This is a genomic window from Streptomyces sp. NPDC014623 (assembly GCF_043088245.1).
GTDB lineage: Bacteria > Actinomycetota > Actinomycetes > Streptomycetales > Streptomycetaceae > Streptomyces.
Map to the genome: position 1 here is coordinate 358080 of NZ_JBIBZU010000002.1, position 26271 is coordinate 384350.

The following is a 26271-nucleotide window of genomic DNA, read 5'->3' on the forward strand; positions in this document are numbered from 1 at the left end:
GGACCACCGCGCGGGTCACGGAGAGTGCCACGCGGGAGACGCCACGTGAACGAGGAGCAGCATGACCATCCACGGCAGTACGCGACCCCGGAACGGCCGCCCGGGGAGCACCCGCGGCACGCGCACGGTTCTCCGGGACTGCGCGAAGGGGATCCTGGTGCTCACGATCGCGCTCGGGGCCACCGCGGCGTGCGGCCCGTTGTCGGACAGCGGCAGCGGATCGCCGAAGGGAGGCGGCGGGTCGTCGGGCGGCGGCAGCCAGGAAGCCAGGGAGTGGAAGGCCGGCGACTGCGCCGGACCGGACACCAGCCAGTCGAAGGACGGCTTCCAGGGACTCGGCTGCGACGACCCGAAGGCGACGGTCAAGGCGCTCGCTGTCAAGGACGGCGAGATATTCGCCGGGGCGGTCGAGTGCCCCGCCGGGACCGACGAGATCATCTCGGTGAAGGTGTCCTTCGGCGGCGACGCGGCCGGCACCGGCATCCCCGGCAAGACCATCTGCGGCCGCAACCTCTCCGGTGACCACCCCGGCGACGCGGGCGCGGGCGGTGGCCAGCTCGTGGTGGGGGACTGCGTGGACGACCAGGCGAAGGAAGTGGCCTGTGCGAGCGGCGGCGGGAACAAGGTCCTCGCCCTGACCAAGACCGCCGAGGAGTGCCCGGCGGAGGCGGACAACCCGATCGAGCTCTTCCCGAGCCCCGGCCGTCCGTACGACGCGATCTGCACCAGCAAGGCCTGACGGGACGCCGGCAAGCCTTGCCGGGACGCCACCGGAGCCTGACAGGGCGCCGGTACGGCCTGGTGGGACCCGCAGCACGGCTGGACGGGGCGCCGGGACGGCTCACCGGGACGGCCACAAGGCCTGACTGGACAACGGCCGGGTCCCGCGCCTGCGGGCGGGGGCCCGGCGGCACGGAGGGCCCGGCGGCATGGGTGCCGCACGGCGCGGACGCCGAAGTGTGCGCGATGCCTTGACGTGCTCCTGCCGGGATGGCTTTATGGGAGCGCTCCCACCTCCCATGCCGCATGCGCGTCGTCACATCGTCACGTCGTCACGTCGTTCACGTCACCCGGCACCCACTTCCTGGAGTCGCAGTGAGATCAGCAACGAGCACGGCCCGACAGAGCCCATCGGCCTTCCTCCTGAAGGGCCTGGCCGCCCTTCTCGGCGTCGTCCTGCTGGGCGCGCTCGGCCCGGCCGCGGCGCAGGCCCGGCCCGCGGGCACCGAGGCCGCGGAGACCGGCCTGCACATCAGCAACGGCCGTCTGCTGGAAGGCAACGGCAACGACTTCGTCATGCGCGGGGTCAACCACGCGCACACCTGGTACCCCGGTGAGACGCAGTCCCTGGCCGACATCAAGGCCTTCGGTGCCAACACCGTCCGCGTCGTCCTCTCCGACGGTCACCGCTGGACGAGGAACGGCCCCGAGGAGGTCGCGGGCATCGTCGACGACTGCAAGGCCAACCGGCTGATCTGCGTCCTGGAGGTGCACGACACCACCGGTTACGGCGAGGACGCCGCGGCGGGCACCCTCGACCACGCGGCCGACTACTGGATCAGCCTCAAGGACGTACTCGCGGGCGAAGAGGACTACGTCATCATCAACATCGGCAACGAGCCCTGGGGCAACACCGACCCGGCCGGCTGGACAGCCCCCACGACCGCCGCCGTCCAGAAGCTGCGCGGCGCGGGCTTCGCCCACACGATCATGGTGGACGCACCGAACTGGGGCCAGGACTGGCAGGGCGTCATGCGTGCCAACGCCCAGGCCGTGTACGACGCCGACACCACGGGTGACCTGATCTTCTCGATCCACATGTACAGCGTCTACAGCTCGGCCCAGGCGGTCACCGACTACCTGAACGCCTTCGTCGACGCCGGACTGCCCATCGTCATCGGCGAGTTCGGCGGGCCCGCCGACCAGTGGGGGGACCCGGACGAGGACACCATGATGGCCACCGCCGAGCAGCTCGACCTCGGCTACCTGGCGTGGTCCTGGAGCGGCAACACCGACCCGATCCTCGACCTCGCCATCGACTTCGACCCGAGCCGTCTGAGCTCCTGGGGCGAGCGCATCTTCCACGGCGCCGACGGCATCGCCCAGACCTCCCGGGAGGCCACCGTCTTCGGTGACGGCGGCGACCCGGACGACACGCAGGCCCCGACCGCCCCCGGCACCCCGGCCGCCTCCGCGGTGACGGCCACCTCCGCCACCCTGAACTGGCCCGCGGCATCCGACAACGTTGCCATCGCGGGCTACGACGTCGTCCGCGTCAGCGGCGCCACCGAGACCGCCGCCGTCTCCTCGACCACCACCAGCGCCACCGTGACCGGCCTCACCGCGGACACGGCGTACGTGTTCGCGGTCTACGCCCGCGACGCGGCCGGCAACCGTTCGGCCCGGTCCGCCACGGTGAGCGTCACCACCGACGGGAGCGGGCCCACGCCGGGAACGGGCTGCTCCGTCGGTTACCGGGTGATCGGCGAGTGGCCCGGCGGGTTCCAGGGTGAGATCACCATTCGTAACACCGGAACCACGGCCATCAACGGGTGGAACCTCTCCTTCGCCTTCGCCGACGGCCAGACCGTCTCCAACATGTGGGGCGGGACCCCCACACAGAACGGCTCGACGGTCGGCGTCGCCCCCGCCGGATACACGGCGACGATCGGCGCGAACGGCTCGGTCACGATCGGTTTCACCGGCACCAGGAACACCACGAACACGGCCCCCACGGCCTTCACGCTCAGCGGCAGCGCCTGCACGACGGCCTGACCGCCGTCCGGCTCCCGGCCGGCAGGGGCCCCGGCCCCTGCCGGCCGGGGCCGCCCCCTCCCGCCTCCGGCACTCCGGCACTCCGGCACTCCGGCATGAGGACTCCCCTGAACAGCGGGCCGGAACAGCCCTGATCGAGACCGAATGCGCCACGCGGCCCTCCCACGCGGGCCATTCCCCGAGCACGTGACCCACGGCCCGGGCACCATGGCGGCATGACTCACTTCACAACCCCCCTGCAAGCACTCATCGTTGTCGACGTGCAACAGGCCTTCGTCCGTGGCGAGGGCGCATTGCCCGGGGCCGCGCGCCTCGTGGACCGGACGGCGGACCTGATCGCACGGGCCCGGGCGGCCGGGGCGCTCGTCGTCCATGTCCAGAACGACGGACCGGCCGGTGCGGGCGACGAGCCGCACACCGCCGGCTGGGAGCTCCACCACCCCGTGGAGGCGGGACCCACGGAAGTGGCGATCCGCAAGACCCATGACGACGCGTTCCAGGAGACCTCGCTGGAGGGCCTGCTGGCCGCCTCCGGGGTGCGGTCGCTCGCCGTCTGCGGCCTGATGTCCGAGATGTGCGTGCAGGCGACGGCCCGCACCGCCGTGGAGCTCGGCCACCGGGTCGTCCTCCCGCACGACGCCCACGCGACGCAGGACATTCCGGCGGAGCCCGGTATCAGCGCGGCGGTCCCGGCGGCCACGGTCTCGAGGGTTGCCGCGTGGGCCCTCGGCGGGGACACCGACATCACCACCCGCGCCGCCGACGTCACGTTCACGGCCGTCTCCCCGGCTGCGGGTTGAACGAAAGATTTCGAAGCTTTCGGAGCATTGACCGAAATTTATCGGAGCGGCTAGCCTGCCGATCGAGTCCCCGGACGACGGCGAATTCGCTGTGCTCCGGCCCGGATTCACCCTGCTTCCCCCACCCGGCCAGAGGGAGCACCACCGTGATCCGAAGAGCGTCGATCCCCAGCCTGCTCGCCGCCGCCGCGCTCACCGCCGCGGTCGTCTCCCCCGCACTCGGCGCGGGGGACGGCCGCGGTCCGGGCAGCTCACCGGCGCCCGACGAGCGCAACGCCCGCTGGGTGAGCACCTGGACGTCCATGCCGCAGCTGACGGAACCGGGCAACATGCCCCCGGCGCCCTTCACCCAGGACGACTCGGTCCTGACGGACGCCACCCTGCGCCAGACGGTCCACGTCTCCGCGGGTGGTGAGCACATACGGCTGCGCTTCTCGAATGCTTTCGGTGGCGCCGTCCTGCCGATCACCAAGGTGTCCGTGGCCCTGCCGCTCGGCGGCCGGGCGGGAACCAGCGCGGTGGAGGCGGGGAGCACGCGGCCCGTGACCTTCCAGGGCCGCTCCTCGGTGTCCGTCCCGGTGGGCGCCCAGGCGGTGTCCGACCCGCTGGACTTCGCGCTCGCACCGGGCTCCGACCTGACGGCGACGGTGTACCTGGCGAACGGCCAGGCCTCCACGGCCATCACCTCGCACCCCGGCTCCCGTACGACCTCCTACCTGCGCGCAGGGAACCACGTGACCGCCGAGGACCTGCCCGGCGCGACACCCACCGACCACTGGTACTTCCTCAGCGGCGTCGAGGTCTGGTCGCGGAGCACCACATCGGCGGCCGTCGTGCTCGGCGACTCGCTCACCGACGGCCGGGGCTCCACCACCAACATGAACGGCCGCTGGCCCGACCTGCTGCACAAGCGGCTGAGGTCCGGGGCCGCCACGTCGAAGACCGCCGTCGTCAACCAGGCGGCCGGCGGGAACAGACTGCTCAACGACGGCCTGGGCCCGAACGGTCTGGCCCGGCTCGACCGTGACGTCCTGGCCCAGAGCGGCGTGGACTGGCTGGTCGTCTTCGAGGGCATCAACGACATCGGCACGGCCGCGGCGACCCCCGCCGCCCAGAAACAGGTCGCGGCCGACGTCATCGCCGCGTACGAGCAGATCATCACCCGGGCCCACACCCACGGCGTCCGCGTGTACGGGGCGACGCTGACCCCGATGGGCGGCAACACGGGGTACGACGATCCGGACGGTCACCGCGAACAGGCCCGGCAGACCGTCAACACCTGGATCCGCACGAGCGGACGTTTCGACAGCGTGATCGACTTCGACCGGACCGTCCGCGACCCGCGGGAACCCCGCAAGCTCCGCACCGAGCTGGACACCGGCGACCACCTCCACCTCAACCCGGCGGGCTACCGCACCATGGCCGACGCCGTCCCGGCCCGCCTGTTCCGCCAGGCCCCGCTCCCCCGGGGCTTCGGCTACCACTGACGCGCCCACCTGCCCGGGCCGGCGCGTCCGCGGGCCCGGCGGGGCGTCCGCCGACAGGCCGGCGCCGCGCCCCCCGTCCCGGATCGCGCCGGTGGACCACCCCCGGCGGCTCGGCCGGGAGGCGGTCCGGAGCGCCTGGAAGGGAGAACCGGCCCGAGGGGGCCGAGGCGCGCCCGGGCCACCGCCCGTACGCCCGATCCTCGCGCTCCCGCCCCCGGACCGCATCTGGATCACCGGGGACCGGGCCGCCCACGCGGCAGGTCCGCCTCGCGACCACCTGTCCCACGCCCATCTCTCCGGTCCGGTGGAAGCCGAGCCGCGGACAGAACCGCCCAGGGCCGGACCTGGGACTGCGCTCCCTGGCCGGGGAACTGCGGGAGACCGGCAGTGTGTTCGCCGGGCTTGGGGACTCGGAGATCGTGGGCGCCCACGAATCCGCCACCAAGACCGTCGTCCACCCCGGCGTCGGCACGCTCACCCTCGACCGCGACGTCCTGGTCGCCGCGGGCAGCGACCTGATCCACCTTCACCTTCCTCCACTCACCCTTCGCACCGTCATCACAATTCCGCTTCCTTTTCACGGAAGGCACTGCCCGGCCGGACCGTCGCTGCGAGCATCACCCCTCAACCGCACAGCAGCACCGCAATGCCTTGGGGGGCACATGAACACGCGCGTGACGACCGGCCGGCTCAGGATGTCGGCGGGGGCCGCCGTCCTGGCGCTCGCCCTGGCGGGATGCGGGAGCGAGGACACCGGCCAGGACGCGAAGCCCGTGGCGGCATCCGCGTCCCCCTCGCCCGCCGCCGAGCGGACACTCGCGCTCACCGACGACGCGGCGGGCACGGAGGCCGGCCAGGAGATCGCGGTCGAGGCACTGGCCAACGACCTCGTCACCCTGGAGGACGGCACCGACGCTCCGTTCCTGGACACGTACGAGAGCACCGAGTTCACCCTCACCGTGGAGAGCCCGCCCCCGCACGGAACCGTCACGGTCGACGGCACCACGCTCGTCTACACCCCCACCGGCGGATACTCCGGCGAGGACGAGTTCACGTACACCGTCGCGGTGCGGGGAGAGGGCCCGGCGGACGACAGCGCCGTGGTACGGATCACCGTCTCCGAGCCCGCCCCGACACCCACCCCGACGCCCGCGGTCGCGCGCACCCCGAAGGCGAAAGCCACGAAAGCCGCTGAGCCCTCCGTGTACTACGCGAACTGCGATGCCGCACGCGCCGCCGGGGCGGCTCCCGTCCGGCGCGGCGACCCCGGTTACGCCTCCCATCTGGACCGGGACGGCGACGGAGTCGGCTGCGAGCCGTACGGATCGTCGGGTCCGGGCGGCGGGTCCTCCAGCGGTGGGTCCTCCGGCGGCGGCTCCACCGGCGGGAGTTCGGGTGGCGGCTCCACCGGCGGGAGCGACACCTCCTACGCCAACTGCACCGCCGTACGCGCGGCAGGCGCCGCCCCCATCCACCGGGGGGACCCCGGATACGGGTCCCACCTCGACCGGGACGGTGACGGGGTCGCCTGCGAGTAGACCCGCAGTCCCCGGCACCACCCCGGCAGCCGCCTCCGGTCCTCACCGGGGCGGCTGCTCTTCTCCGATCCGCTTCGAGCAGTGAATGAGCGACTCCGGGCACCATTCGCCTGGGGTCGCGCAACCCGAACCCGCGCGACCCCCGCCCGGTCCGGCCTGCCCGACGTCATCGGCGCCCGGGCCATGACCTGAACCGACGCGCAGCGCCTCGTCAGCCCTTCAGGGCGTAGGCCGAGTTCGGCCCCGCCTCGATGGAGCTGACACCCGACAGCACCGAGTTCGGAGCCGTCCGTCCGCTGCCCCAGGCGATGACCTTGCCGTTCTTGAGCGCCAGGCTGTACCACTCACCGGAGGCGATCGCCGACACCCCGGACCGGGCCTCGGCGGGCACGGTGGTCTGGCCGTAACGGTTGTCGCCCCAGGCGATGACCTTGCCGTCCTTGAGCGCCAGGCTGTGGAAGATGCCGGCGGCGACGTCGTCCACGCCGGACTGCGCCTCGGCCGGCACCGCGGTCTGGCCGAAGTAGTCGTCGCCCCAGGCGATCACCCCGCCGTTCTTCACGGCGAGCGCGGTGTAGACGCCCCCGGCCAGCGCGGTGACGCCCGCCTGGGCCTCGGCGGGGACGGTCGACTGTTCGGGGTTGTGATGGCCGAACGCGATCACCTTCCCGTCCTTCAGTGCCAGGCTCACCCAGGCACCGGCCGCTATCGCGTCCACGCCGGACCGGGCCTCGGCGGGCACGGTGGTCTGGCCGTACTCGTTGCTGCCCCAGGCGATGACCTCGCCGTCCTTGAGCGCCAGGCTGTGATCGTTCCCCGCCGCGATCGCGTCCACGCCCGACTGCGTCCCGGCGGGCATCGTCAGCTGGCCGTCGAAGTCCGCCCCCCAGCCCAGTACCCGGCCGTCCTTCAGGGCCAGGCCGTGGTGGTAGCCGCCGGCGATCGCCTCGACCCCCGACTGCGCCTCGGCCGGGACCGTGCCTTCGCCGTAGTCGTTGTTCCCGCCCCAGGAGACGACCGAGGTCGCCGCCACGGCGGACGGTTCGGCCGCCGTCACGGGGGCGGCGGACAGTGCGGACAGGAGGCCGCTCATCACCAACGCCGCTCCGAAGCGGTGGAGTCGGACGATTCCGTTCGGCATGGATCAACCCTCGCAAGGTCGTCGTGGAACCCGTGTGTGATCGCCATCCAAGTGCACCGACCCTGCTCCCAGGGGGAGTTAACCAGCCAACAACGGGGGTGAGAGAGGACGGAGAGGCCTTCCGCCCCACCGCCGCGACCTCATGGCAACCGGGGCCGCACTTTTCCAATCTGCTTCAAGCAAGCTATAAATGAGCAACTTCGAGCACCATTCGCCTGGGTTCACGCAGCCCGCATTCGCGAAGGACGCCCATGCCGCTCATATCCACCGGTCACATCACGCACGGCGCCTGGACCGACGCCACCGGCGTGGGGGCCTTCAACGTCGTGCAGATCGAACACGCGCAGGCCATCGCGGGCGGGGCGGAAGCGGCGGGACGGCCGGTGATCCTGCAGATCAGCGAGAACACCGTCCGCTACCACGGCGCCCTCGAACCGATCGGGCTCGCCTCGCTCGCCGTCGCACGGGCGGCCCGCGTACCGGTGGGCGTACACCTCGACCACGCCGAGTCGGCGGATCTGGTGCGCGAGGCCGTCCGGCTCGGTTTCACCTCCGTCATGTTCGACGCGTCGGCACTCCCCTACGCCGACAACGTCGCCGCGACCCGCGAGATCACCGCCTACTGCCACGGCCACGGGGTCTGGGTGGAGGCGGAACTCGGCGAGATCGGCGGCAAGGACGGGGCGCACACCCCGGGCGTGCGGACCGACCCGGAGGAGGCGCGGGCCTTCGTCGAGGCCACGGCCGTCGACGCGCTTGCCGTGGCCGTGGGCAGTTCGCACGCGATGCTGACCCGCGACGCCGTCCTCGACTTCGCGCTCATCTCCCGGCTGCGCGAGGCGGTAGGGGTCCCGCTCGTCCTGCACGGGTCCTCGGGCGTCGGGGACACGGGCCTCGCGGCGGCGGTCGGTGCCGGCATGACGAAGGTCAACATCTCCACGCACCTGAACAAGCTGTTCACCCGGGCCGTCCGCGCCCACCTGGACACCCACACCGAGACCGCCGACCCCCGCGCGTACCTCGGCCCGGCCCGCGACGCGGTCGCCGCGGAGGTGGCGCGCCTGCTGGACGTGCTCGCCCGGCCCGGGCGATAGGGTTCGCTGCGAGCGAGGAGGACCAGGTGGCGGCACACACACGATGGACCCGGCTGCTGGAGATACTCAGCGACCAGGGCCACCTCGACGTGGTCGAGGCCGCGGACCAGCTCGGCTGTTCCGCGGCCACCGTCCGCCGCGACCTGGACGAGCTCGCCCGGCAGAACCTGCTGACCCGCACCCGGGGCGGCGCGGTGGTGAGCTCGGTCGCCTACGACCTGCCGCTGCGCTACAAGGCGGCCCGCAGGGCCGACGAGAAGCAGCGCATCGCGAGGGCCGCGGCGGAGCTGGTCCCGGCGGGCTCCACCGTAGGTCTCAACGGCGGCACGACGACCTCCGAGGTGGCCAGGGAACTGGCGCTGCGGCCGGAACCTCCGGGCGGGGGTGTGGCCCTGACCGTGGTGACGAACGCGATCAACATCGCCAACGAGCTGGCGGTCCGCCCCCAGGTGAAGATCGTCGTCACCGGCGGGGTGGCCAGGCCCAACTCGTACGAGCTCGTCGGCCCCCTGGTCGACTCCGTCCTGCGCACCCTCGCCCTGGACTACACGATCCTCGGTGTGGACGCCGTGCACCCCCGCTTCGGGGCGGCCACGCACGACGAGTCGGAGGCCGGTGCCAACCGCGCCCTCGCCGAGTGCGCGGGCACGGTGATCGTGGTGGCCGACTCCTCCAAGCTCGGGCGCCGGGCCTTCGCCCAGGTGTGCGAGACCAGCGCCGTGTCGGTCCTGGTCACGGACGAGGACGCCCCCGAGGACGTCGTCGAGGAGTTCACCGGCCTCGGGATCGACGTGCTGCGGGTGTGACCCGGCCGCCACCGGTCAGCGGCAGCCGTCCGGGGGTCCCGCATCCACGTGTCGATGCGGTCGCGGGTGCCGGTCAGCCCGGTGCGGCGCCTCTCGGGGTTCGGCGTGGAGACGTCACCGCCCGGCGTCGTACGCAGGGTGCCGATCCAGGCGGTGGGCTCCCCGAAGCGGCCGGGCCCCTTCTTGCCGGCCTTCCTCGCCTCGTCCGGACGGTTCAGCTCTCCGCCGACCCGGCCCAGGAAGTACCCGGCCCAGGAAGTAGGCACAGTTCCCGTCCCCGGGGGTGCAGTTGCCGTCCAGCGTCGCCTGGAGCCCGGCGAAGGCGGCACGGACCAGTTCCGGCGCGTCCGGGTCCGCCTGGATGACGAGCGTCGGCGTCGGTGAGGGCGCGGGCATCAGAGGCACCTCATCAGCCTTCGCCTCAGCCGCCGCGGCGACCGGAGGGTCCACGTCCGGGACGTCACCGCCCGGCCCGCCGGTGGTGGCCGCCGCGCCGCAGCCCACCAGGAACGCCCCCGGAACCACGGCCGGCACCGCGGCACGCAGGCCGGTACGGACCGACGTCACCATGAGGCCCCCTCGTCGGCGTGCCCGGACCCCACCCCCGCCCGGCAGGCCGCTCGGCCCTCCGCTCCGGCCCGCCGCACCCCTCCACGAGGCCATTTGCATATACATGCGAATGAATGCATACTCTTCCTATGTCTAAGGTTCTCACCTCCCTGCCCACCGGCGAGCGCGTCGGCATCGCTTTCTCGGGCGGCCTCGACACCTCGGTCGCGGTCGCGTGGATGCGCGACAAGGGTGCCGTCCCGTGCACCTACACCGCCGACATCGGCCAGTACGACGAGCCCGACATCGCCTCGGTGCCCGGCCGCGCGAAGACCTACGGCGCCGAGATCGCGCGCCTGGTCGACTGCCGGGCGGCACTGGTCGAGGAGGGGCTGGCCGCGCTCGCCTGCGGCGCGTTCCACATCCGCTCGGGCGGCCGTGCGTACTTCAACACCACGCCGCTCGGCCGTGCCGTCACCGGCACCCTGCTGGTCAGGGCGATGCTCGAGGACCACGTACAGATCTGGGGCGACGGCTCCACGTTCAAGGGCAACGACATCGAGCGGTTCTACCGCTACGGTCTCCTCGCCAACCCCCGCCTACGCATCTACAAGCCGTGGCTCGACGCCGACTTCGTCACCGAGCTGGGCGGCCGCAAGGAGATGTCGGAGTGGCTGGTGGCCCACGGGCTGCCCTACCGCGACAGCACCGAGAAGGCCTACTCGACCGACGCCAACATCTGGGGCGCCACACACGAGGCCAAGACGCTGGAGCACCTCGACACCGGTGTGGAGACCGTCGAACCGATCATGGGTGTCCGGTTCTGGGACCCGTCGGTCGAGATCGCCACCGAGGACGTCACGATCGGTTTCGAGCAGGGCCGCCCGGTCACGATCAACGGCAAGGAGTTCGCCTCCGCCGTCGAGCTGGTGACGGAGGCCAACGCCATCGGCGGCCGCCACGGCCTGGGCATGTCGGACCAGATCGAGAACCGGATCATCGAGGCCAAGAGCCGCGGAATCTACGAGGCGCCGGGCATGGCCCTGCTGCACGCCGCGTACGAGCGCCTGGTCAACGCCATCCACAACGAGGACACCGTCGCCCAGTACCACAACGAGGGCCGGCGCCTGGGCCGCCTCATGTACGAGGGCCGCTGGCTGGACCCGCAGGCGCTGATGGTCCGTGAGTCCCTGCAGCGCTGGGTCGGCTCGGCCGTCACCGGCGAGGTCACGCTGCGGCTGCGGCGCGGCGAGGACTACTCGATCCTGGACACCACCGGCCCCGCGTTCAGCTACCACCCGGACAAGCTGTCCATGGAGCGCACCGAGGACTCGGCGTTCGGTCCGGTGGACCGCATCGGCCAGCTCACCATGCGCAACCTCGACATCGCCGACTCGCGCGCCAGGCTCGAACAGTTCGCGAACCTCGGCCTCGTCGGCACGTCCCAGCCCTCGCTGATCGGTGCCGCACAGGCGGCGGCGACCGGTCTGATCGGCGCCATGCCGGAGGGCGGCGCCCAGGCCATCGCCTCGCGCGGCGAGGTCTCCGGTGACGACGAGCTGCTGGACCGCGCCGCGATGGAGTTCGGCACCGACTGACGGCGCCCGGACCGGTCGGACGGCCGGGTGACCGGCCGCCCGGGCCGGGACCTTATCCTCGGATTCACGGCGGACACGCCGGCGGACACGCAGGAAAGCGAAGGTGGCGGCAATGGCGAAGGTCCCGGCAGCGGCAGTGGCGGCGAGCGGTCTGGTCGGCGGGTACGGAATCGCCCGCTGGACCGGGAAGCGCCCGCTGGGCGGCGTCGCACTCGCCGCCGCCGGATCGGCCGCGGCGTACGAGTGGAACCGGCAGGCGGGCGCCCGCGCGGCCACGGGCCTGACCGTCGCCTACGTCGCCGCCTTCGCCGGGTCGCACGCCCTGGCCAAGAAGGTCGGCGCCTGGCCCGCGGTGTTCACCGTGGCGGGCGGGGTCGCCGCCGCGTCCTGGGCGGTCACGCGGTGCAGCGCCCGCTGACCGGCGCACCACCGGCGGCGAAGGCCGGCCGCTGACACCACGCACCGGCGGACGAGGGCACGCCCCACCGGAGCAGGGGACCGGGCGCGGCGGCACGGCACCGCGCCCGTGTCCGGCCCGGGGACCGGACACGGGCGCCGCGGGACGCGTGCCGGGACGGCTTCCCGCGAGGCCCGGGGGCCTGCCCGTGCGACAGGACGGGCACGCCTTCGGTCAGCCCCCCAGCGCGTGGGACACCGAATGGATCGCCAGGCCGGCCAGGGCACCGACCACGGTGCCGTTGATCCGGATGAACTGCAGGTCGCGGCCGATGTGCGCCTCGATCTTCTTCGACGTCTGGTCCGCGTCCCAGCCGGCCACCGTGTCGCTGATCAGCGAGGTGATCTCCGTGCGGTACGTCGTGACGACATAGGCCGCCGCGTCCTCCAGCCAGCCCTCCAGCTTGGCCTGCAGCCGCTCGTCCGAGGCCAGCCGGGCGCCCAGGGACATCAGCGACGCCCGGGCCCGCAGCCGCAGCTCGCTCCGCTCGTCCTCCGCCGCCGCGAGGATCATCGTACGGACGGAGGACCAGGCGGAGGCGATGACGTCCTGGACCTCACCGCGGCCCAGGATCTCCGACTTCAGCCGTTCCACCCGGGCCCGGGTGTCCGTGTCCGTCTGGAGGTCCGCGGCGAAGTCCGTCAGGAACGTGTCGATCGAGTCACGTGCCGGATGTCCCGGCATGTCGCGCATCTCCGTGACGAAGCGCAGCAGTTCCTTGTAGACCCGCTCCCCCACCCTCTTGTCGACGAACCGCGGGGTCCAGCCGGGTGCCCCGCCCTGCACCGCGTCCATCACGGAGTCACCGTGCAGGACCAGCCAGTCGTGCGCCCGTACGCAGACGAGGTCGACGACCCTGCGGTGGCCGCCGTCCGAGACGATCTTCTCCAGCATCTTGCCCATCCCCGGGCCGACTTCCGCCGCGTCCGCCCGCCGGGTGATCGCCTCCCCGACCACCGCCTGCACGTCGGAGTCCCTCAGCACCGTCAGCGCACCGCGCAGCGCGGTGGCCAGTTCGGCGGTGACCCGGTCCGCGTGCTCCGGGTCCGCGAGCCAGGCGCCGAGCCGCGAACCGATGCCCAGGGCGTGAATGCGGTCACGCACGACGTCTCCGGAGAGAAAATTCTCCCCGACGAAGGAACCGAGTGACTCTCCCAACTGGTCCTTCTTGGTGGGAATGATGGCGGTGTGGGGGATGGGGAGACCGAGCGGGCGGCGGAAGAGCGCCGTGACGGCGAACCAGTCCGCGAGCGCACCGACCATCCCCGCTTCGGCAGCCGCTGCGACGTAGCCCGGCCAGCCGTCCACACCCGAGTTCTCCGCCCAGGTGGCGAGGACGTACACGAGCGCGACGAGCAGGAGCAGACCCGTGGCGGTGGCCTTCATCCGGCGCACTCCGCGCCGCTTCTCCTCATCGGCGGCGGTGTACGCGAAGCCGCCCGCCGCCGGCCCCGGCCGCCGGCCGGACCCCCCGGAGGGCCCCGCGCCGCCGGCCCCGGGTTCCAGCTCCGGCCGTCCGCCGGGTGCGGGCCCGTCGCCCGGTGGCGCGGCTCCAGGCCGTTCGGAGCCGTGGTCCTCCGGCCCGGATGCCGTTCCCTGTCCCGCGTCCTGTTCCATCCGCTCCACCCGTCCGCGTACGCGTCACGCCGTGCCGTACGCATTGTCCCTACCTCACCTACTCCTGGGCCGCACGTCGAGTTCCCCAGGGCCTGTCGCATCATGGGAGCAACCCGGACACCGGGTCGAACACCGCAAGGAGAACCACCGCAGATGCCCAGGCGCCAGGGGTACGCCCTGCTCACCGCCCTCGTAGCAGGAACCGCCACGCTCGCCGCCGCCGTGGCGTTCGGTACGGCGCTCGTCACCGACGAGCGGCAGGCTCCGCCCAGCGGGGCCGGGGCCCACGCGGCGGCCCGTCATCCCGCCGCACCGGCCGTCTCCACCGGCACCTGGGTCGCCACCTGGACCGGGGCTCCCGTCAGCGCGGAGCCGAATTCCGGGCAGGGCTATCCCGGCCGCACCATCCGCAACATCGTGCACACCAGTGTCGGCGGCGACGCCGCCCGCATCACTCTGTCCAACCTCTTCGGCGCCGTCCCGCTCGTCATCGACCAGGCGGCCGTCAACACCCGCCGGGTGACCTTCGGCGGTCTGCCCACCGTCACCGTCGCCGCGGGCCGACAGGTCGTCAGCGACCCGGTCGTCGTGCCCGTCGCCCCCGACACCGACCTGGAGGTGACCCTCCGCACCCCGTACGCCGGCGGCCCCGTCACCCAGCACCCCAACACACACCAGACGTCCTACCTGGCCGACGACGACGGAACCTGGAGCACCACCAGGTGGCGCTACCTGACGGCCGTCGACGTCCGCAACAAGACCTCGCCCGGCGCGATCGTGGTGATCGGCGACTCCCTCACCGCGGGCAGCGGCTCCACCACCGACGCCGACAACCGCTGGACCGACGTCCTCTCCGACCGCCTCCGGCACGCCTACGGGGTCGCCAACCAGGGCATCGCCGGCAATCGTCTTCTGCGCGACAGCCCGCTCACCCGCAACGGCGTGAAGAACGTCGGCGGCCCGAGCGGCGCCCACCGCTTCGAGCGTGACGTCCTGTCCGTCGCCGGAGCGAAGACCGTGATCATCGCGCTCGGCATCAACGACGTGCAGCAGTACCCCCAGGAGCCGGACCCCCGGCGCATCACGACCGGGCTCCGCGCCCTCACCGAGCGCGCACACGCCCAGGGCCTGCGGGTCGTCGGAGCGACGCTGACACCCTTCCAGGGCTACGCGACCTGGACCCCCGAACGCGACAGCGTGCGCCTGGCCGTCAACGAGGAGATCCGCGCCGGCCGGATCTTCGACGCGTTCGTCGACTTCGACCGGGCCGTACGCGACCCCTACGCGCCGAACCGGATCCTGCCCGAGTACGACTCGGGCGACCGGCTGCACTTCAACGACGCCGGTTACCGGGCCCTGGGCCACGCCATCGACCTCGGCGCGGTGGACGGGACGCCGAAGGCCGACGCCTTCTGACACGAACGGCATCCGGCCTGGCCACCCCCGGCCGGGCGGCCGCCACACGCAGCACGGGCGGGCGAAGCGAAACGGACCGCCCGCCCGTGCGGCCGGCCCACGCCGCCGTCGCGGGCCGGCCGCCGTCGGACCGCCCCGCTCAGCCGAGCTCCTTGCGCCCGTCCCCCGTGTCCGGCTTCTCCAGCCGCAGCCGCTCCGCCTCCTTGAGCCGCTGCCGCTGCGCCTTGCTCCACTTGCGGTCCACACCCACCCCGCCCATCAGCGCGAATCCGGTCACCCGCACCCGCGGGGCGCCCGGCTCCGGTTCACCCGCGTCCTTCGTCTGCTCGTCGAAGCCGCCCATGATCCCGATGCCGTTGACGTGCAGGTGCACATTCGGCGGGACCTTCACCTGGATACCGCCCATGACGGTGAAGCAGCGGATCACGACCTCGCGGTCCTCGAAATTCGCCTCGCGCAGATCGATGTCACCGCCACCCCACATCGCGAACGCGGTGAACACCCGCCCCACCGTCCAGCTGCCCTTGCGGCCGAACCCGCCCCAGAAGGCGAACGCCCCCGTCGAAGTCGCGGGGCCACCGATCCGCCGTGACCAGTCCACCGGCGAGGACGCCCCGCGCGCCGCGGGTGACAGGCCCGCCGACGACGCCACAACCGCACCCGGCACCGGGATATCACTGACGATCGGCTCCAACTCGCCGTGCGTACGCGCCTTGTACGCCGCGTCGAGCCGCTGCTCGAACTCGTCCATATCCAGCCGGCCCTCGGCCACGGCCTCCCGCAGGGCCTCGGCGACCCGCTCACGTTCCGCGTCGGAGGCCCTCATGTCCGGGTTTTCATTTGTCATACCGCGCACCCTATAGAGCAATCGCGGGACGGTCCTGGAGAGCAGAACCCGACACGTACATCTTCGCGATCACGCTTTCGATGTCCGGCTCCCTCACCGACAGATCGACCAGGGGACAGTCCGCCGCGATACGTGCCACCAGCGGCGCGGCCGATGCCCCCGCCGGGAACGCCAGCCACTGCCGGGGCCCCTCCACCTTCACCACCCGCACCGGCAGCTCCGGCCCCGGCTCGATCGGCGGCATCTCCCGCTCCAGGTCCACGACCAGCATGCGCTCGCTCCCGCCCGCCTCGTGCAGCCCGGCGAGCGCACCGTCGTACACCAGACGACCGTGGTCGATCACCATCACCCGCTTGCACAACTGTTCGATGTCGGTCAGATCGTGCGTGGTCAACAGCACCGTCGTGGACCGCTCCGTGTTCAGATCCCGCAGGAAATCCCGCACCTTGGCCTTGGAGATCACATCGAGCCCGATCGTCGGCTCGTCCAGATAGAGCACCTCCGGGTCGTGCAGCAACGCCGCCGCGATGTCCCCCCGCATCCGCTGTCCCAACGACAGCTGACGCACCGGCACCTCCAACAACGCCCCCAGATCCAGGAGTTCGACACAACGGTCCAGATTCTCCCGGTAACGGCTGTCAGGGATCCGGTACATCCGGTGCATCAGCCGGTACGAGTCACGCAACGGCAGGTCCCACCACAGCGTCGTACGCTGCCCGAACACCACACCGATCCGGTGCGCCAGCTTCGTACGCTCCCGGGAGGGGTCCACGCCCGCGACCCGCAGCCGCCCGCCGCTCGGCGTGAGAATGCCCGTCAGCATCTTGATCGTCGTCGACTTGCCCGCCCCGTTCGGGCCGATGTAACCCACCATCTCCCCCCGCGGCACCCGGAAACTGATGCCGTCCACCGCGCGCACCTCACGCCGTTCGCGGCGCAGGAAGCCCGTCCTGCGGCGTACGTCGAAGACCTTCTCCACGCCGTCGAGCTCGATGAAGTCCATGTCGTCCACGCCCACTCCTCAGCTTCCCGTACTGCGGTACGCCCGCAGCCCCGCCCGCCACGCCAGCCCCGCGAGCACCCAGCACCCCGCGGCCACCACCGGCGGCAGGAACGCCACCCATCCCGGCAGACCGACCGGATAGTCCCGGCCCAGCACGTACAGGGCCGGCAACCAGCTCACGAACGCCAACGGCACCACGAACGTCACCCCCCGCACCAGGTCCTTCGCGAAGATCGTCGGCGGATACTGCAGCAGCGTCGTCCCCCCGTACGTGAACGCGTTCTGCACCTCCGAGGCGTCCTGCGCGTAGAACTGGAACGCCGCCCCCACCACGAACACCGCCCCGAAGATGGCCGCACCGCTCAGCACCATCGACGGCAGCATCACCACCTTCAGCGGCGTCCACGCGATGTCGAGCGTCCACAGCGCATAGCCCAGCACCAGCAGACCCTGCGTGATCCGCCCCACCCTGCGCAGCGCGAACCGGTCCGCCGCCACCTGCGCCAGCACCGGGACGGGCCGCACCAGCAGCGTGTCGAGCGTCCCGTCCCGCACCCGCCGCCCCAGCCGGTCCATCGACCCCAGCACCAGATCGGACAGCCCGAACGCGGTCGCCGACGTCCCGTACAACAACGCGACCTCCGGCAGGGTGAAACCGCCCAACGCGTCCACGTGCCCGAACATCAGCATGATCGTGACGAAGTCGAATCCCGTCACCAGGAAGTTCCCCACGGCCGTCATCACGAACGACGCGCGGTACGCCATCGTCGAGCGCAGCCACATCGCCACGATCAGCCCGTACGCCCGCACCCCCTCCACCAGCCGCGACCGCTCGGCGAACACGGCCTCCGGCTGCCGGGCCACCCGTCCGGCCCGCACCTCAGCCACCCTGGACCACCACCCTCCTGGTCGCCACCGACTGCAGCAACCGCCCCGCCAGCAGCAGCACGGCCGCCCAGCCGGCCTGGAAGGCGTACGCCCGCAGCAGCCCCCAGCCCGCGTGCCTGCCGAGGAACACATCGGCCGGCACCTGGAGGAGCGACGACCACGGCAACGCCCGCGCCACCTCTCCCAGCACACCGGGGAACAGCGGCAGCGGCAGCAGCATCCCGGAGAAGAACAGCCCGGCCAGCCCGGCGATCTGCATCGCCCCCGCCCCGTCCAGCAGCCAGAACGCCGAGAGCGCCACCAGGAAACGCACCGCGAAACTCACCACGACGCCGAGCGCCACGGACACCAGGAAGGCGAGCCACGTCCAGGGCGAACCGGGCAGCGCCAGATCGAAGACCAGGGCCCCCAGCACCATCGGCACGATCCCGCGCCCCAGCAGATGGAACGCCGCCCGGCCCAGGTCTCCCGCCAGCCACCACAGCTGGAGATCGGCGGGCCGGTAGAGGTCGACCGCGATGTCACCCGTACGGATCCGCTCCATCAGCTCGCTCTCGAAACCGCCGCCCATCATCGCGCTGGTCATCAGCAGCGCCTGTCCCAGCCACACGTAGGTCAGCGCCTGGGACATGTCATAACCGCCGAGATGCGGACGCTCGTCCCACAGGGCGGTATAGGTGTACGCCAGGACGAAACCGAAGACGGTGTTGGTGAACACACCAGCGAACGTCGCCACTCGATAGGTGGCATGCCGCCGGAACCCGCCGACCGCCACCACGGCGTAGAGCCGCACCTCGCCCCCCTTTTCCACCAAAGCGCACGACCCTAGTGCGCGGCGGCCGGCCGCCGCGACCCCATTTCCGCGGAGGATCCTGAGGTTATCCGCCCGAAAAGTGCACTATAGGAAAATCATCCGCAGTCGAGGAGCCTCCACAGTCATGAGCCACGAGCCACCGCAGCACGGCGGAGACCCTGGTCAGCAGGGCTCCGAGGGCTGGACCCCCCGAGACCCCTCGGCCGCGGTCCAGGCCCCCGGCCCCCAGCACCCGAACGGCGCACAAGCCCCCGGAGGGCGCACGAAACGCCCCAAGCGGCCCAAGCGCACCGGCTGGCGCCGCGTCATCCCCACCTGGCGCACGGTCCTCGGCGGCGTGCTCCTCCTCGCGCTGCTCCTCGTCGGCGGATTCATCGCCGGCTACCGGACCATCGACATCCCCGCCGCCAACGCCAGCGCGACCGCCCAGTCCAACGTCTACCTGTACGAGGACGGCACCGTCATCGCCCGCGACGGCGAGATCAACCGCGAGAACATCCCCCTCCGCCGTGTCCCCCGCACCATCCAGCACGCCGTACTCGCCGCCGAGGACCGCGACTTCTACTCCGAGGACGCCATCGACATCAAAGCCACCCTCCGCGCCGGCTGGAACACCGTCACCGGCAAAGGCAGACAGGGCGGCTCGACCATCACCCAGCAGTACGTCAAGAACTACTACCTCGGCCAGGAACAGACCCTCGTCCGCAAAGCCAAGGAGTTCTTCATCTCCATCAAACTCGACCGCGAACAGAGCAAGGACGACATCCTCGAGGGCTATCTCAACACCAGCTACTTCGGCCGCAACGCCTACGGCATCCAGGCCGCCTCCCACGCCTACTACGGCAAGGACGTCGAAGACCTCGACACCGGCGAGGGCGCCTACCTCGCCTCCCTCCTCAACGCCCCCAGCTCCTACGACGTCGTCGCCCACCCCGAGAACAAGAAGGCCGCACTCGCCCGCTGGGACTACGTACTCGACGGCATGGTCGAACACGACTGGCTCACCCCCGCCGACCGCGACGCCATGGCCTTCCCCGTCCCCGGCGAGGTCAAGCCCGCCACCGCCCTCTCCGGCCAGCGCGGATACATCGTCCAAGCGGTCGAGGACCACCTCACCCACAACAAGATCATCGACGAGGACACCCTCTCCACCGGCGGCTACCGCATCACCACCACCCTCCAGAAGAAAAAACAGGACGCCCTCGTCGAAGCCGTCGAGGACAACGTCCTGTCCAAGACCAGCGACGAACGCGAAGCCGACCGCAACGTCCGCGCAGGCGGTGCCTCCATCGACCCCGCCACCGGCCACGTCGTCGCCCTCTACGGCGGCATCGACTACACGAAGCAATACGTCAACAACGCCACCCGCCGCGACTACCAGGTCGGATCCACCTTCAAACCCTTCGTCCTCGCCGCCGCCCTCGCCAACGGGTCCACCACACAGAAAGACCGCGCCATCACCCCCAACACCCGCTACGACGGCAAGAACAAACGCACCGTCCAGAGCGCCACCGGCTCCACCGGCTACGCGCCTGCCAACGAGGACGACGTCGACTACGGCTCCATCACCGTCCGCGAAGCCACCGACAAATCCGTCAACGCCGTCTACGCCCAGATGGCCCAGGACGTCGGCCCCAGCACGGTCAAGGACACCGCCATCGCCCTCGGCATCCCCCAGGACACCCCCGACCTCACCGCGACCCCCTCCATCGCACTCGGCCCCGCCACCGCCAGCGTCCTCGACATGGCCTCCGCCTACGCCACCCTCGCCGACCACGGCAGACAGCGCCCCCACACCCTCGTCACCAGGATCAGCAAGAACGCCACCGAACTCGACCTCCCCACCAGGAACACCCGGCGGGCCATCAGCCGCGAAGCCGCCGACACCACCACCTCGGTCCTGCGCAGCGTCGTCGACGGGGGCACCGGCACCGCCGCCCGAGCCGCAGGCCGCCCCGCCGCCGGCAAGACCGGCACCGCCGAGGAGGACAAGGCCGCCTGGTTCGCCGGCTACACCCCCGACCTCGCCACCGTCATCGCCGTCATGGGCCAGGACCCCGACACCGGCGTCCAGAAACCCCTCTACGGCGCCCTCGGCCTCGCCCGCATGAACGGCGGCGGCGCCCCCGCCCAGACCTGGGCCGCCTACACCCGGGCCGCTCTGGAAGGCAGCGAAGTGCAGGGCTTCGAACTGGAAGCCGACGAAGGCCCCGAAGAGTCCGAGGAACCCGACCCGGACGCGAGCGACGAGAGCACGGAGGGCGAGGACACAGAAGAAGCCGGAAGCACCACAGGCCCCCAGGAAACCGGCGAGAACCCCACCGGCACCCTCCCGGCACCACGGGACCCCGGCAACCCCTCCCCCGCCCACGCCCCCACACGCGCCGGCGACCGGGAAACCGGCACGAGGAAACCCGCCGAACGGAAACCCGCCGGGAAGAAACCCACCGAGGAGAAAACCGCCGGGAAGAAATCCACCGCCCCGGACGGCAACCGCCCCACCGACGAGCGGAACAGGACCCGCACGGCCCACCCCGGCCCCGCCCGCCCCTGAACGCTCAGTGCCCCGACGTGGCCTTCAACCCCACCACGGCCACCAGCAGCAGACAGACGAAGAAAATACGGGCGGCCGTCACCGGCTCGTTCAGCACCACCATGCCCAGCACCGCCGCGCCCGCCGCACCGATCCCCACCCACACGCCGTACGCCGTCCCGATCGGCAGCGTCTTCGCCGCCTGCGACAGCAACATCATGCTGGCCACGATCCCCAAGCCCGTGAACACACTCGGCCACAGCCGGGTGAACCCCTCGGTGTACTTCATCCCGATCGACCAGCCCACTTCCAGCAGACCGGCAACGATCAACAGAACCCACGCCACGACGGCACCTCCACGACGACACACGCGAACAACACGGGTGCGTCGTCTTTGCGGAAACCCGGTACGGCGCGTCTCGTCGGGGCCACACCACCGTAGCAACAAACAGCCCGAAGGCCTGGTGACAACGATCACCAGGCCCGCTCACCCCGTACCTGCCTACAAATACAGCCCGGTCGAATCCACCGACCCCTCGAACCGGTCCGCCGCCACCGCATGCAGATCCCGCTCCCGCATCAGCACGTACGCCACCCCCCGCACCTCCACCTCGGCACGGTCCTCCGGGTCGTACAACACCCGGTCACCGGGTTCCACGGTCCGCACGTTCTGACCGACCGCCACCACCTCGGCCCACGCCAGACGCCGGCCGACGGCGGCCGTCGCCGGAATCAGGATGCCGCCGCCCGAGCGCCGCTCACCCTCGGGCGAATCGGACCGGACCAGCACACGATCGTGCAGCATCCGGATCGGCAGCTTGTCGTCGGTGTTGCTCATGCCGTTGTCGCTCACGCCACGAAACCTACCTGCCCCCGGCCGCCCCGCACGCCCCAGGGCCCACCCGGGCACACCCCGGAACCCGCCGGACGCACGCCCCGAAGACCGCCCAGGGCCGCTCTCAGCGCCTCTTGCGCCGCGCGGACACCGTCAGCAGCACCACCGCACCGGCCACCACCAACGCCGCCGGCACCAGCCGCTCCAACCGCGGCGAACCGTCCTCGGCCACGAACTGGGCCCTCACGTCCGAAACCGAACGGTTGACAGCCACGAACGCACGCCCGGCCGTCCGGTCCACCGTCGACGCGACCCTGGCCTTCGCGTCACCCATCATCGTCCTCGGGTGCATCCGCACCCCGATCTCGTCCAGCACCACCGCAAGCTGCTCACGCCTGCTGATGATGTCCGCCTCGATCTGCGCAGGGGTCCTGGCATCCGACACTGCGCCGCCTCCGTGGTCCTCGTCGGGTCAACCTTCATCGACAGTCTGTCAGCTCGACCGCCCCCGCACCCGGCGGCACCCCCTATTACGCTCGGTGCCACACAGCCCGCGTGCCACTCGAGGAGAAACATGAGCGAGCGACTCCAGCCCGGCGACACCGCCCCCGCCTTCACCCTTCCGGACGCCGACGGCAACGAGGTCTCGCTCGCGGACCACAAGGGCCGCAAGGTCATCCTCTACTTCTACCCCGCGGCACTCACCCCCGGCTGCACCAAGCAGGCCTGCGACTTCACCGACAACCTGGAGCTCCTCGCCGGAGCCGGATACGACGTCATCGGCGTGTCGCCCGACAAGCCGGAGAAGCTCGCGAAGTTCCGCGAACAGGAGAAGCTCGAGGTCACACTGGTCGGCGACCCCTCCAAGGAGACCCTGGAGGCCTACGGAGCCTTCGGCGAGAAGAAGCTCTACGGCAAAGTGGTGACGGGCGTGATCCGTTCCACGTTTGTGATCGACGAACAGGGCAAGGTGGAGAAGGCCCTCTACAACGTCAAAGCGACCGGCCACGTCGCCAAGATCATCAAAGACCTCGCGATCTGAATCCGGTTCGTGGGGATCCTGGCCGAAAACGATGTGACCGAGATCGCAATCGTCCACTGATCCGGTTTGCAACCGCCATGACCGCGCAGAAGCCTTTCCTGGAACACCGTTCGACGAAAGGAACCGGCCATGGCGGCCTCCGATCCCCACCAGGCGGCCGACCCTGATGCGGTCAAACGCCACCCGGCGCTCTTCCGGGCCATCCGCAAACGCCAGAACCCCCGGCTCCGTCGGACCGACATCACCGTCACCGACGACCAGGCGGTCAAGCGCGCGGTGAAGGCGGCGTCACTCGGTAACGCCATGGAGTGGTTCGACTTCGGCATCTACTCCTACCTGGCCGTCACCATCGGGCACGTCTTCTTCCCCTCGGGGAACGACACCACCCAGCTCCTCTCGTCGTTCGCGACCTTCGCCGTGGCCTTCCTCGTCCGGCCGCTCGGCGGCATGTTCTTCGGCCCCATGGGTGACAAGATCGGCCGCAAGAAGGTCCTGGCCCTCACCATGATCCTCATGGCGGTCGGCACCTTCGCGATCGGCCTCATCCCCTCCCACGGCACCATCGGCGTCTGGGCCGCGGTCCTGCTCATCTTCTTCCGGATGCTCCAGGGCTTCTCCACCGGCGGCGAGTACGGCGGCGCCTCCACCTTCATCGCCGAGTACGCCCCCGACAAGCGCCGCGGCTTCTTCGGCAGCTTCCTCGAGTTCGGCACCCTCGCCGGCTACGTCGGCGCCGCCGGCCTCGTCACCCTCCTGTACGCCCTCCTGGACACCAGCCAGATGGAGTCCTGGGGCTGGCGCATCCCGTTCCTCGTCGCCGGCCCCCTCGGCCTGGTAGGCCTCTACCTGCGACTGCGCCTGGACGAGACCCCCGCCTTCCAGAAGCTGGAGGGCGGCACCGCCCACGCCACGGAGGCCGCCGACCACGTCGAGTCCACCGCCAAGGGCGACCTCGCCAAGATCTTCCGCCAGTACTGGCCGACGCTGATCCTCTGCATCGCCCTGGTCGGTGCGTACAACATCACCGACTACATGCTGCTGTCGTACATGCCGACGTACCTCTCCGACGAACTCGGCTACAGCGAGACCCACGGCCTGCTGATCCTGCTCGCCGTCATGGTCTTCCTGATGCTGATCATCAGCCAGTTCGGCAAGCTCTCCGACCGCTTCGGCCGCAAGCCGCTGCTGATGGCCGGAATGCTCGGCTTCCTGTTCCTGTCCCTGCCGGCCTTCCTCCTGATCCGCCAGGGCAGCATCCCGGCGATCGTCATCGGCATGCTGATGCTCGGCCTCTCCCTGGTCTGCATGCTGGGCACGATGTCCGCCGCCCTCCCGGCCCTGTTCCCGACCAACGTCCGCTACGGCTCCCTCTCGGTCGGCTACAACCTCTCGGCCTCGATCTTCGGCGGCACGACCCCGCTGGTGATCACCGCCCTGATCAGCTGGAGCGGCTCGAACCTCATGCCGGCGTACTACGCGATGGCGGCGGCCCTGGTCGGCGTGATCGCGGTGGCCTGCATGAAGGAGACCGCCAACCAGCCCCTGGCCGGCTCCCCGCCCTCGGTGGAGACGGAGGAGGAAGCGGCGGAACTGGTCCACTCCCAGAGCCCGGACCCGAAGTTCTGACACATCCCGCACGAAGGGCCCGTACCGCTTTCCCCGAAGCGGTACGGGCCCTTCCGTTCCTGTGCCCGAACCGCCACGCCGTCACCAGCACGTGGTGCCGAAGGGGTACACGCCGACCAGCACACCCCCAAGACTCGCTTACCACCTCGACAGCCCGCCCGGTACGATGGCAGGCGGCTGGCGGCGGTGGTGCAATGGCGACACAGCAGACTTAGGATCTGTGGCCCGTGAAACGGCTTGAGGGTTCGAATCCCTTCCGCCGCACCACGAACGGCCTGCGCATCGAAGAAATCGATGCGCAGGCCGTTCTGCATCTGGAGACTCAGCCCACCAGCTCCCGCACCACCGGCACCAGCGCCCGGAACGCCTTGCCCCGGTGGCTGATCGCGTTCTTCTCCGCAGGGGTCAGCTCCGCGCAGGTCCTGCTCTCGCCCTCCGGCTGGAGGATCGGGTCGTAGCCGAAGCCGTACGCGCCGGCCGGGGTGTGGCGCAGGGTGCCTTCGAGGCGGCCCTCGACCACGCGTTCCGTGCCGTCGGGGAGAGCCAGGGCCGCGGCGCAGGCGAAGTGGGCGCCGCGGTGGGGGGTGCCGATGTCGGAGAGCTGGGCGAGGAGCAGGTCCAGGTTGGCCCTGTCGTTGCCGTGCGCGCCGGCCCAGCGGGCCGAGAAGATGCCGGGGGCTCCGCCGAGTACGTCCACGCAGAGGCCGCTGTCGTCGGCGACGGCCGGGTGGCCGGTGGCCCGGGCCAGGGCGTGGGCCTTGAGGAGGGCGTTCTCGGCGAAGGTGACGCCGGTTTCCCTGACGTCGGGGACGTCGGGGTACGCGTCCGCGCCGACGAGGTCGTGGGTCAGGCCCGCGTCGGCGAGGATCGCGTGGAGTTCGGAGATTTTCCCGGCGTTGCGGGTGGCGAGGATCAGGCGCGTCATGCGTCGATTATCGCCGCACGGTCACGGGGTGCAGACCTTGCCGATCTCGGTGGCGGCGTCCGTGACCGGGGTGATGTCGGGGGTGGCGTCGCCCTTCTCGATGGAGTCGCGGACGTGGGTGACGCCGGTCCGGAGGTCGTCCACGGCCTTGTTCAGGTCGGCGTTGTCCGTGGTGTCACCGAGGTCCTTGAGTTCCTTGTCGATCTGGTCCAGGGACTCCGAGGCCTGCGTCGGGTCGTTGGTGGCGTCGGAGACGGCCTGCTGGAGGCTGTCGACACTGGTGGCGATGGCGTCGGCGGTGCGGACGCAGTCCATGGCCTTGTCGACGGCGGCGCAGCCGACGGCGGCGGTGAGGGTCAGCAGGGTGGCCGTGACGGCGAGTGCGGTGCGGTGGTGGCGGCGCGAGGCCATGATGCGGTCCCTCCCCGGGGGTGGATACGTGGACGGACGCACGGTTCGACCCGTGCGCCCGTACCCGTT

General features: G+C 71.1%; 25 protein-coding genes, 1 tRNA gene, 1 pseudogene and 1 riboswitch. Of the genes and pseudogenes, 15 read left to right on the forward strand and 12 right to left on the reverse strand.

The window, feature by feature from the left end; genetic code table 11:
- Nucleotides 1–61 precede the first annotated feature (61 nt).
- The 6 genes and pseudogenes from ACF1FZ_RS05645 to ACF1FZ_RS05670 all read left to right on the forward strand — a co-directional run bounded on the left by ACF1FZ_RS05645 (nt 62) and on the right by ACF1FZ_RS05670 (nt 6600).
- Complete coding sequence (locus tag ACF1FZ_RS05645; protein WP_391772082.1) at nt 62–739, forward strand: hypothetical protein; 678 nt, start codon at nt 62–64, stop codon at nt 737–739.
- A gap of 356 nt (nt 740–1095) precedes the next feature.
- Nucleotides 1096–2775: a cellulase family glycosylhydrolase gene (locus tag ACF1FZ_RS05650; RefSeq protein WP_391772083.1), complete on the forward strand. Its 1680-nt coding sequence runs from the start codon at nt 1096–1098 to the stop codon at nt 2773–2775.
- A 215-nt stretch (nt 2776–2990) separates the two neighbouring features.
- Complete coding sequence (locus tag ACF1FZ_RS05655) at nt 2991–3575, forward strand: cysteine hydrolase family protein (RefSeq protein ID WP_391772084.1); 585 nt, start codon at nt 2991–2993, stop codon at nt 3573–3575.
- A 146-nt stretch (nt 3576–3721) separates the two neighbouring features.
- Nucleotides 3722–5062, forward strand: coding sequence for an SGNH/GDSL hydrolase family protein (locus ACF1FZ_RS05660; protein WP_391772085.1), 1341 nt, complete (start codon nt 3722–3724; stop codon nt 5060–5062).
- 350 nt (nt 5063–5412) lie between these two features.
- A pseudogene (locus ACF1FZ_RS05665) lies at nt 5413–5574 on the forward strand (transcriptional regulator); the annotation flags it as partial.
- A gap of 150 nt (nt 5575–5724) precedes the next feature.
- Complete coding sequence (locus ACF1FZ_RS05670) at nt 5725–6600, forward strand: excalibur calcium-binding domain-containing protein (RefSeq protein WP_391772086.1); 876 nt, start codon at nt 5725–5727, stop codon at nt 6598–6600.
- A 211-nt stretch (nt 6601–6811) separates the two neighbouring features.
- Here the strand turns inward: ACF1FZ_RS05670 and ACF1FZ_RS05675 are convergent, their stop codons facing one another.
- A complete protein-coding gene (locus ACF1FZ_RS05675; RefSeq protein ID WP_391772087.1) occupies nt 6812–7741 on the reverse strand; it encodes an RCC1 domain-containing protein in 930 nt (309 codons plus the stop codon).
- 251 nt (nt 7742–7992) lie between these two features.
- Here ACF1FZ_RS05675 and ACF1FZ_RS05680 point away from each other — a divergent pair, with 251 nt between their 5' ends.
- Nucleotides 7993–8835, forward strand: a complete 843-nt coding sequence (locus tag ACF1FZ_RS05680; protein ID WP_391772088.1) for a ketose-bisphosphate aldolase — start codon at nt 7993–7995, stop codon at nt 8833–8835.
- A 26-nt stretch (nt 8836–8861) separates the two neighbouring features.
- Nucleotides 8862–9641 (forward strand): DeoR/GlpR family DNA-binding transcription regulator, encoded by a 780-nt coding sequence (locus ACF1FZ_RS05685; RefSeq protein ID WP_391772089.1) that lies wholly within the window; start codon nt 8862–8864, stop codon nt 9639–9641.
- A 114-nt stretch (nt 9642–9755) separates the two neighbouring features.
- Here ACF1FZ_RS05685 and ACF1FZ_RS05690 read toward each other — a convergent pair whose 3' ends face one another.
- A complete protein-coding gene (locus ACF1FZ_RS05690; protein ID WP_391772090.1) occupies nt 9756–10211 on the reverse strand; it encodes a hypothetical protein in 456 nt (151 codons plus the stop codon).
- Nucleotides 10212–10339: 128 nt separating this feature from the next.
- Between ACF1FZ_RS05690 and argG the strand changes: the two genes are divergently transcribed.
- Together argG and ACF1FZ_RS05700 are read left to right on the forward strand one after the other, a co-directional pair.
- On the forward strand, nt 10340–11788 hold the full coding sequence (gene argG, locus ACF1FZ_RS05695; protein ID WP_391772091.1) for an argininosuccinate synthase: 1449 nt from the start codon (nt 10340–10342) through the stop codon (nt 11786–11788).
- Nucleotides 11789–11900: 112 nt separating this feature from the next.
- Nucleotides 11901–12206: a hypothetical protein gene (locus tag ACF1FZ_RS05700; RefSeq protein ID WP_391772092.1), complete on the forward strand. Its 306-nt coding sequence runs from the start codon at nt 11901–11903 to the stop codon at nt 12204–12206.
- A gap of 213 nt (nt 12207–12419) precedes the next feature.
- Here ACF1FZ_RS05700 and ACF1FZ_RS05705 read toward each other — a convergent pair whose 3' ends face one another.
- Nucleotides 12420–13862, reverse strand: coding sequence for a DUF445 domain-containing protein (locus ACF1FZ_RS05705; protein ID WP_391772093.1), 1443 nt, complete (start codon nt 13860–13862; stop codon nt 12420–12422).
- 153 nt (nt 13863–14015) lie between these two features.
- Here ACF1FZ_RS05705 and ACF1FZ_RS05710 point away from each other — a divergent pair, with 153 nt between their 5' ends.
- A complete protein-coding gene (locus ACF1FZ_RS05710; protein ID WP_391772094.1) occupies nt 14016–15278 on the forward strand; it encodes an SGNH/GDSL hydrolase family protein in 1263 nt (420 codons plus the stop codon).
- Between the two features lie 139 nt (nt 15279–15417).
- Here ACF1FZ_RS05710 and ACF1FZ_RS05715 read toward each other — a convergent pair whose 3' ends face one another.
- The 4 genes from ACF1FZ_RS05715 to ACF1FZ_RS05730 are packed head-to-tail and all read right to left on the reverse strand — an operon-like array spanning nt 15418 to nt 18809.
- The gene (locus ACF1FZ_RS05715; RefSeq protein ID WP_391772219.1) at nt 15418–16104 is read right to left on the reverse strand and encodes a DUF1707 domain-containing protein; all 687 of its coding nucleotides are present in this window, start codon (nt 16102–16104) and stop codon (nt 15418–15420) included.
- 31 nt (nt 16105–16135) lie between these two features.
- A complete protein-coding gene (locus tag ACF1FZ_RS05720; RefSeq protein WP_391772220.1) occupies nt 16136–17128 on the reverse strand; it encodes an ATP-binding cassette domain-containing protein in 993 nt (330 codons plus the stop codon).
- 18 nt (nt 17129–17146) lie between these two features.
- Nucleotides 17147–18016, reverse strand: coding sequence for an ABC transporter permease (locus tag ACF1FZ_RS05725; RefSeq protein ID WP_391772095.1), 870 nt, complete (start codon nt 18014–18016; stop codon nt 17147–17149).
- Nucleotides 18009–18809 (reverse strand): ABC transporter permease, encoded by an 801-nt coding sequence (locus tag ACF1FZ_RS05730; protein WP_391772221.1) that lies wholly within the window; start codon nt 18807–18809, stop codon nt 18009–18011. The genes ACF1FZ_RS05725 and ACF1FZ_RS05730 overlap by 8 nt, the downstream gene beginning before the upstream one ends.
- A gap of 145 nt (nt 18810–18954) precedes the next feature.
- Between ACF1FZ_RS05730 and ACF1FZ_RS05735 the strand changes: the two genes are divergently transcribed.
- Nucleotides 18955–21384, forward strand: coding sequence for a transglycosylase domain-containing protein (locus ACF1FZ_RS05735; RefSeq protein WP_391772096.1), 2430 nt, complete (start codon nt 18955–18957; stop codon nt 21382–21384).
- Nucleotides 21385–21388: 4 nt separating this feature from the next.
- Here the strand turns inward: ACF1FZ_RS05735 and ACF1FZ_RS05740 are convergent, their stop codons facing one another.
- From ACF1FZ_RS05740 to ACF1FZ_RS05750, 3 genes are all read right to left on the reverse strand, one after another.
- A complete protein-coding gene (locus ACF1FZ_RS05740) occupies nt 21389–21709 on the reverse strand; it encodes a multidrug efflux SMR transporter (protein ID WP_014156030.1) in 321 nt (106 codons plus the stop codon).
- Nucleotides 21710–21745: 36 nt separating this feature from the next.
- A riboswitch (guanidine-III (ykkC-III) riboswitch) is annotated at nt 21746–21811 on the reverse strand.
- Nucleotides 21812–21865: 54 nt separating this feature from the next.
- Nucleotides 21866–22201, reverse strand: coding sequence for a co-chaperone GroES (locus ACF1FZ_RS05745; protein ID WP_099173024.1), 336 nt, complete (start codon nt 22199–22201; stop codon nt 21866–21868).
- 121 nt (nt 22202–22322) lie between these two features.
- On the reverse strand, nt 22323–22643 hold the full coding sequence (locus tag ACF1FZ_RS05750; protein ID WP_391772097.1) for a DUF3618 domain-containing protein: 321 nt from the start codon (nt 22641–22643) through the stop codon (nt 22323–22325).
- 129 nt (nt 22644–22772) lie between these two features.
- On the opposite strand from ACF1FZ_RS05750, the gene bcp reads away from it, so the two are divergent.
- The 3 genes from bcp (at nt 22773) to ACF1FZ_RS05765 (ending at nt 25133) form a co-directional block, all read left to right on the forward strand.
- Complete coding sequence (gene bcp, locus ACF1FZ_RS05755; protein ID WP_391772098.1) at nt 22773–23240, forward strand: thioredoxin-dependent thiol peroxidase; 468 nt, start codon at nt 22773–22775, stop codon at nt 23238–23240.
- A 129-nt stretch (nt 23241–23369) separates the two neighbouring features.
- The gene (proP, locus tag ACF1FZ_RS05760; RefSeq protein WP_391772099.1) at nt 23370–24866 is read left to right on the forward strand and encodes a glycine betaine/L-proline transporter ProP; all 1497 of its coding nucleotides are present in this window, start codon (nt 23370–23372) and stop codon (nt 24864–24866) included.
- A gap of 180 nt (nt 24867–25046) precedes the next feature.
- Nucleotides 25047–25133: transfer RNA gene (locus ACF1FZ_RS05765), tRNA-Leu, on the forward strand.
- Between the two features lie 55 nt (nt 25134–25188).
- On the opposite strand, the gene rdgB is transcribed toward ACF1FZ_RS05765, so the two are convergent.
- Nucleotides 25189–25791, reverse strand: coding sequence for an RdgB/HAM1 family non-canonical purine NTP pyrophosphatase (gene rdgB, locus ACF1FZ_RS05770; protein WP_391772100.1), 603 nt, complete (start codon nt 25789–25791; stop codon nt 25189–25191).
- Between the two features lie 21 nt (nt 25792–25812).
- A complete protein-coding gene (locus tag ACF1FZ_RS05775; RefSeq protein ID WP_391772101.1) occupies nt 25813–26202 on the reverse strand; it encodes a hypothetical protein in 390 nt (129 codons plus the stop codon).
- Nucleotides 26203–26271: the final 69 nt, after the last annotated feature.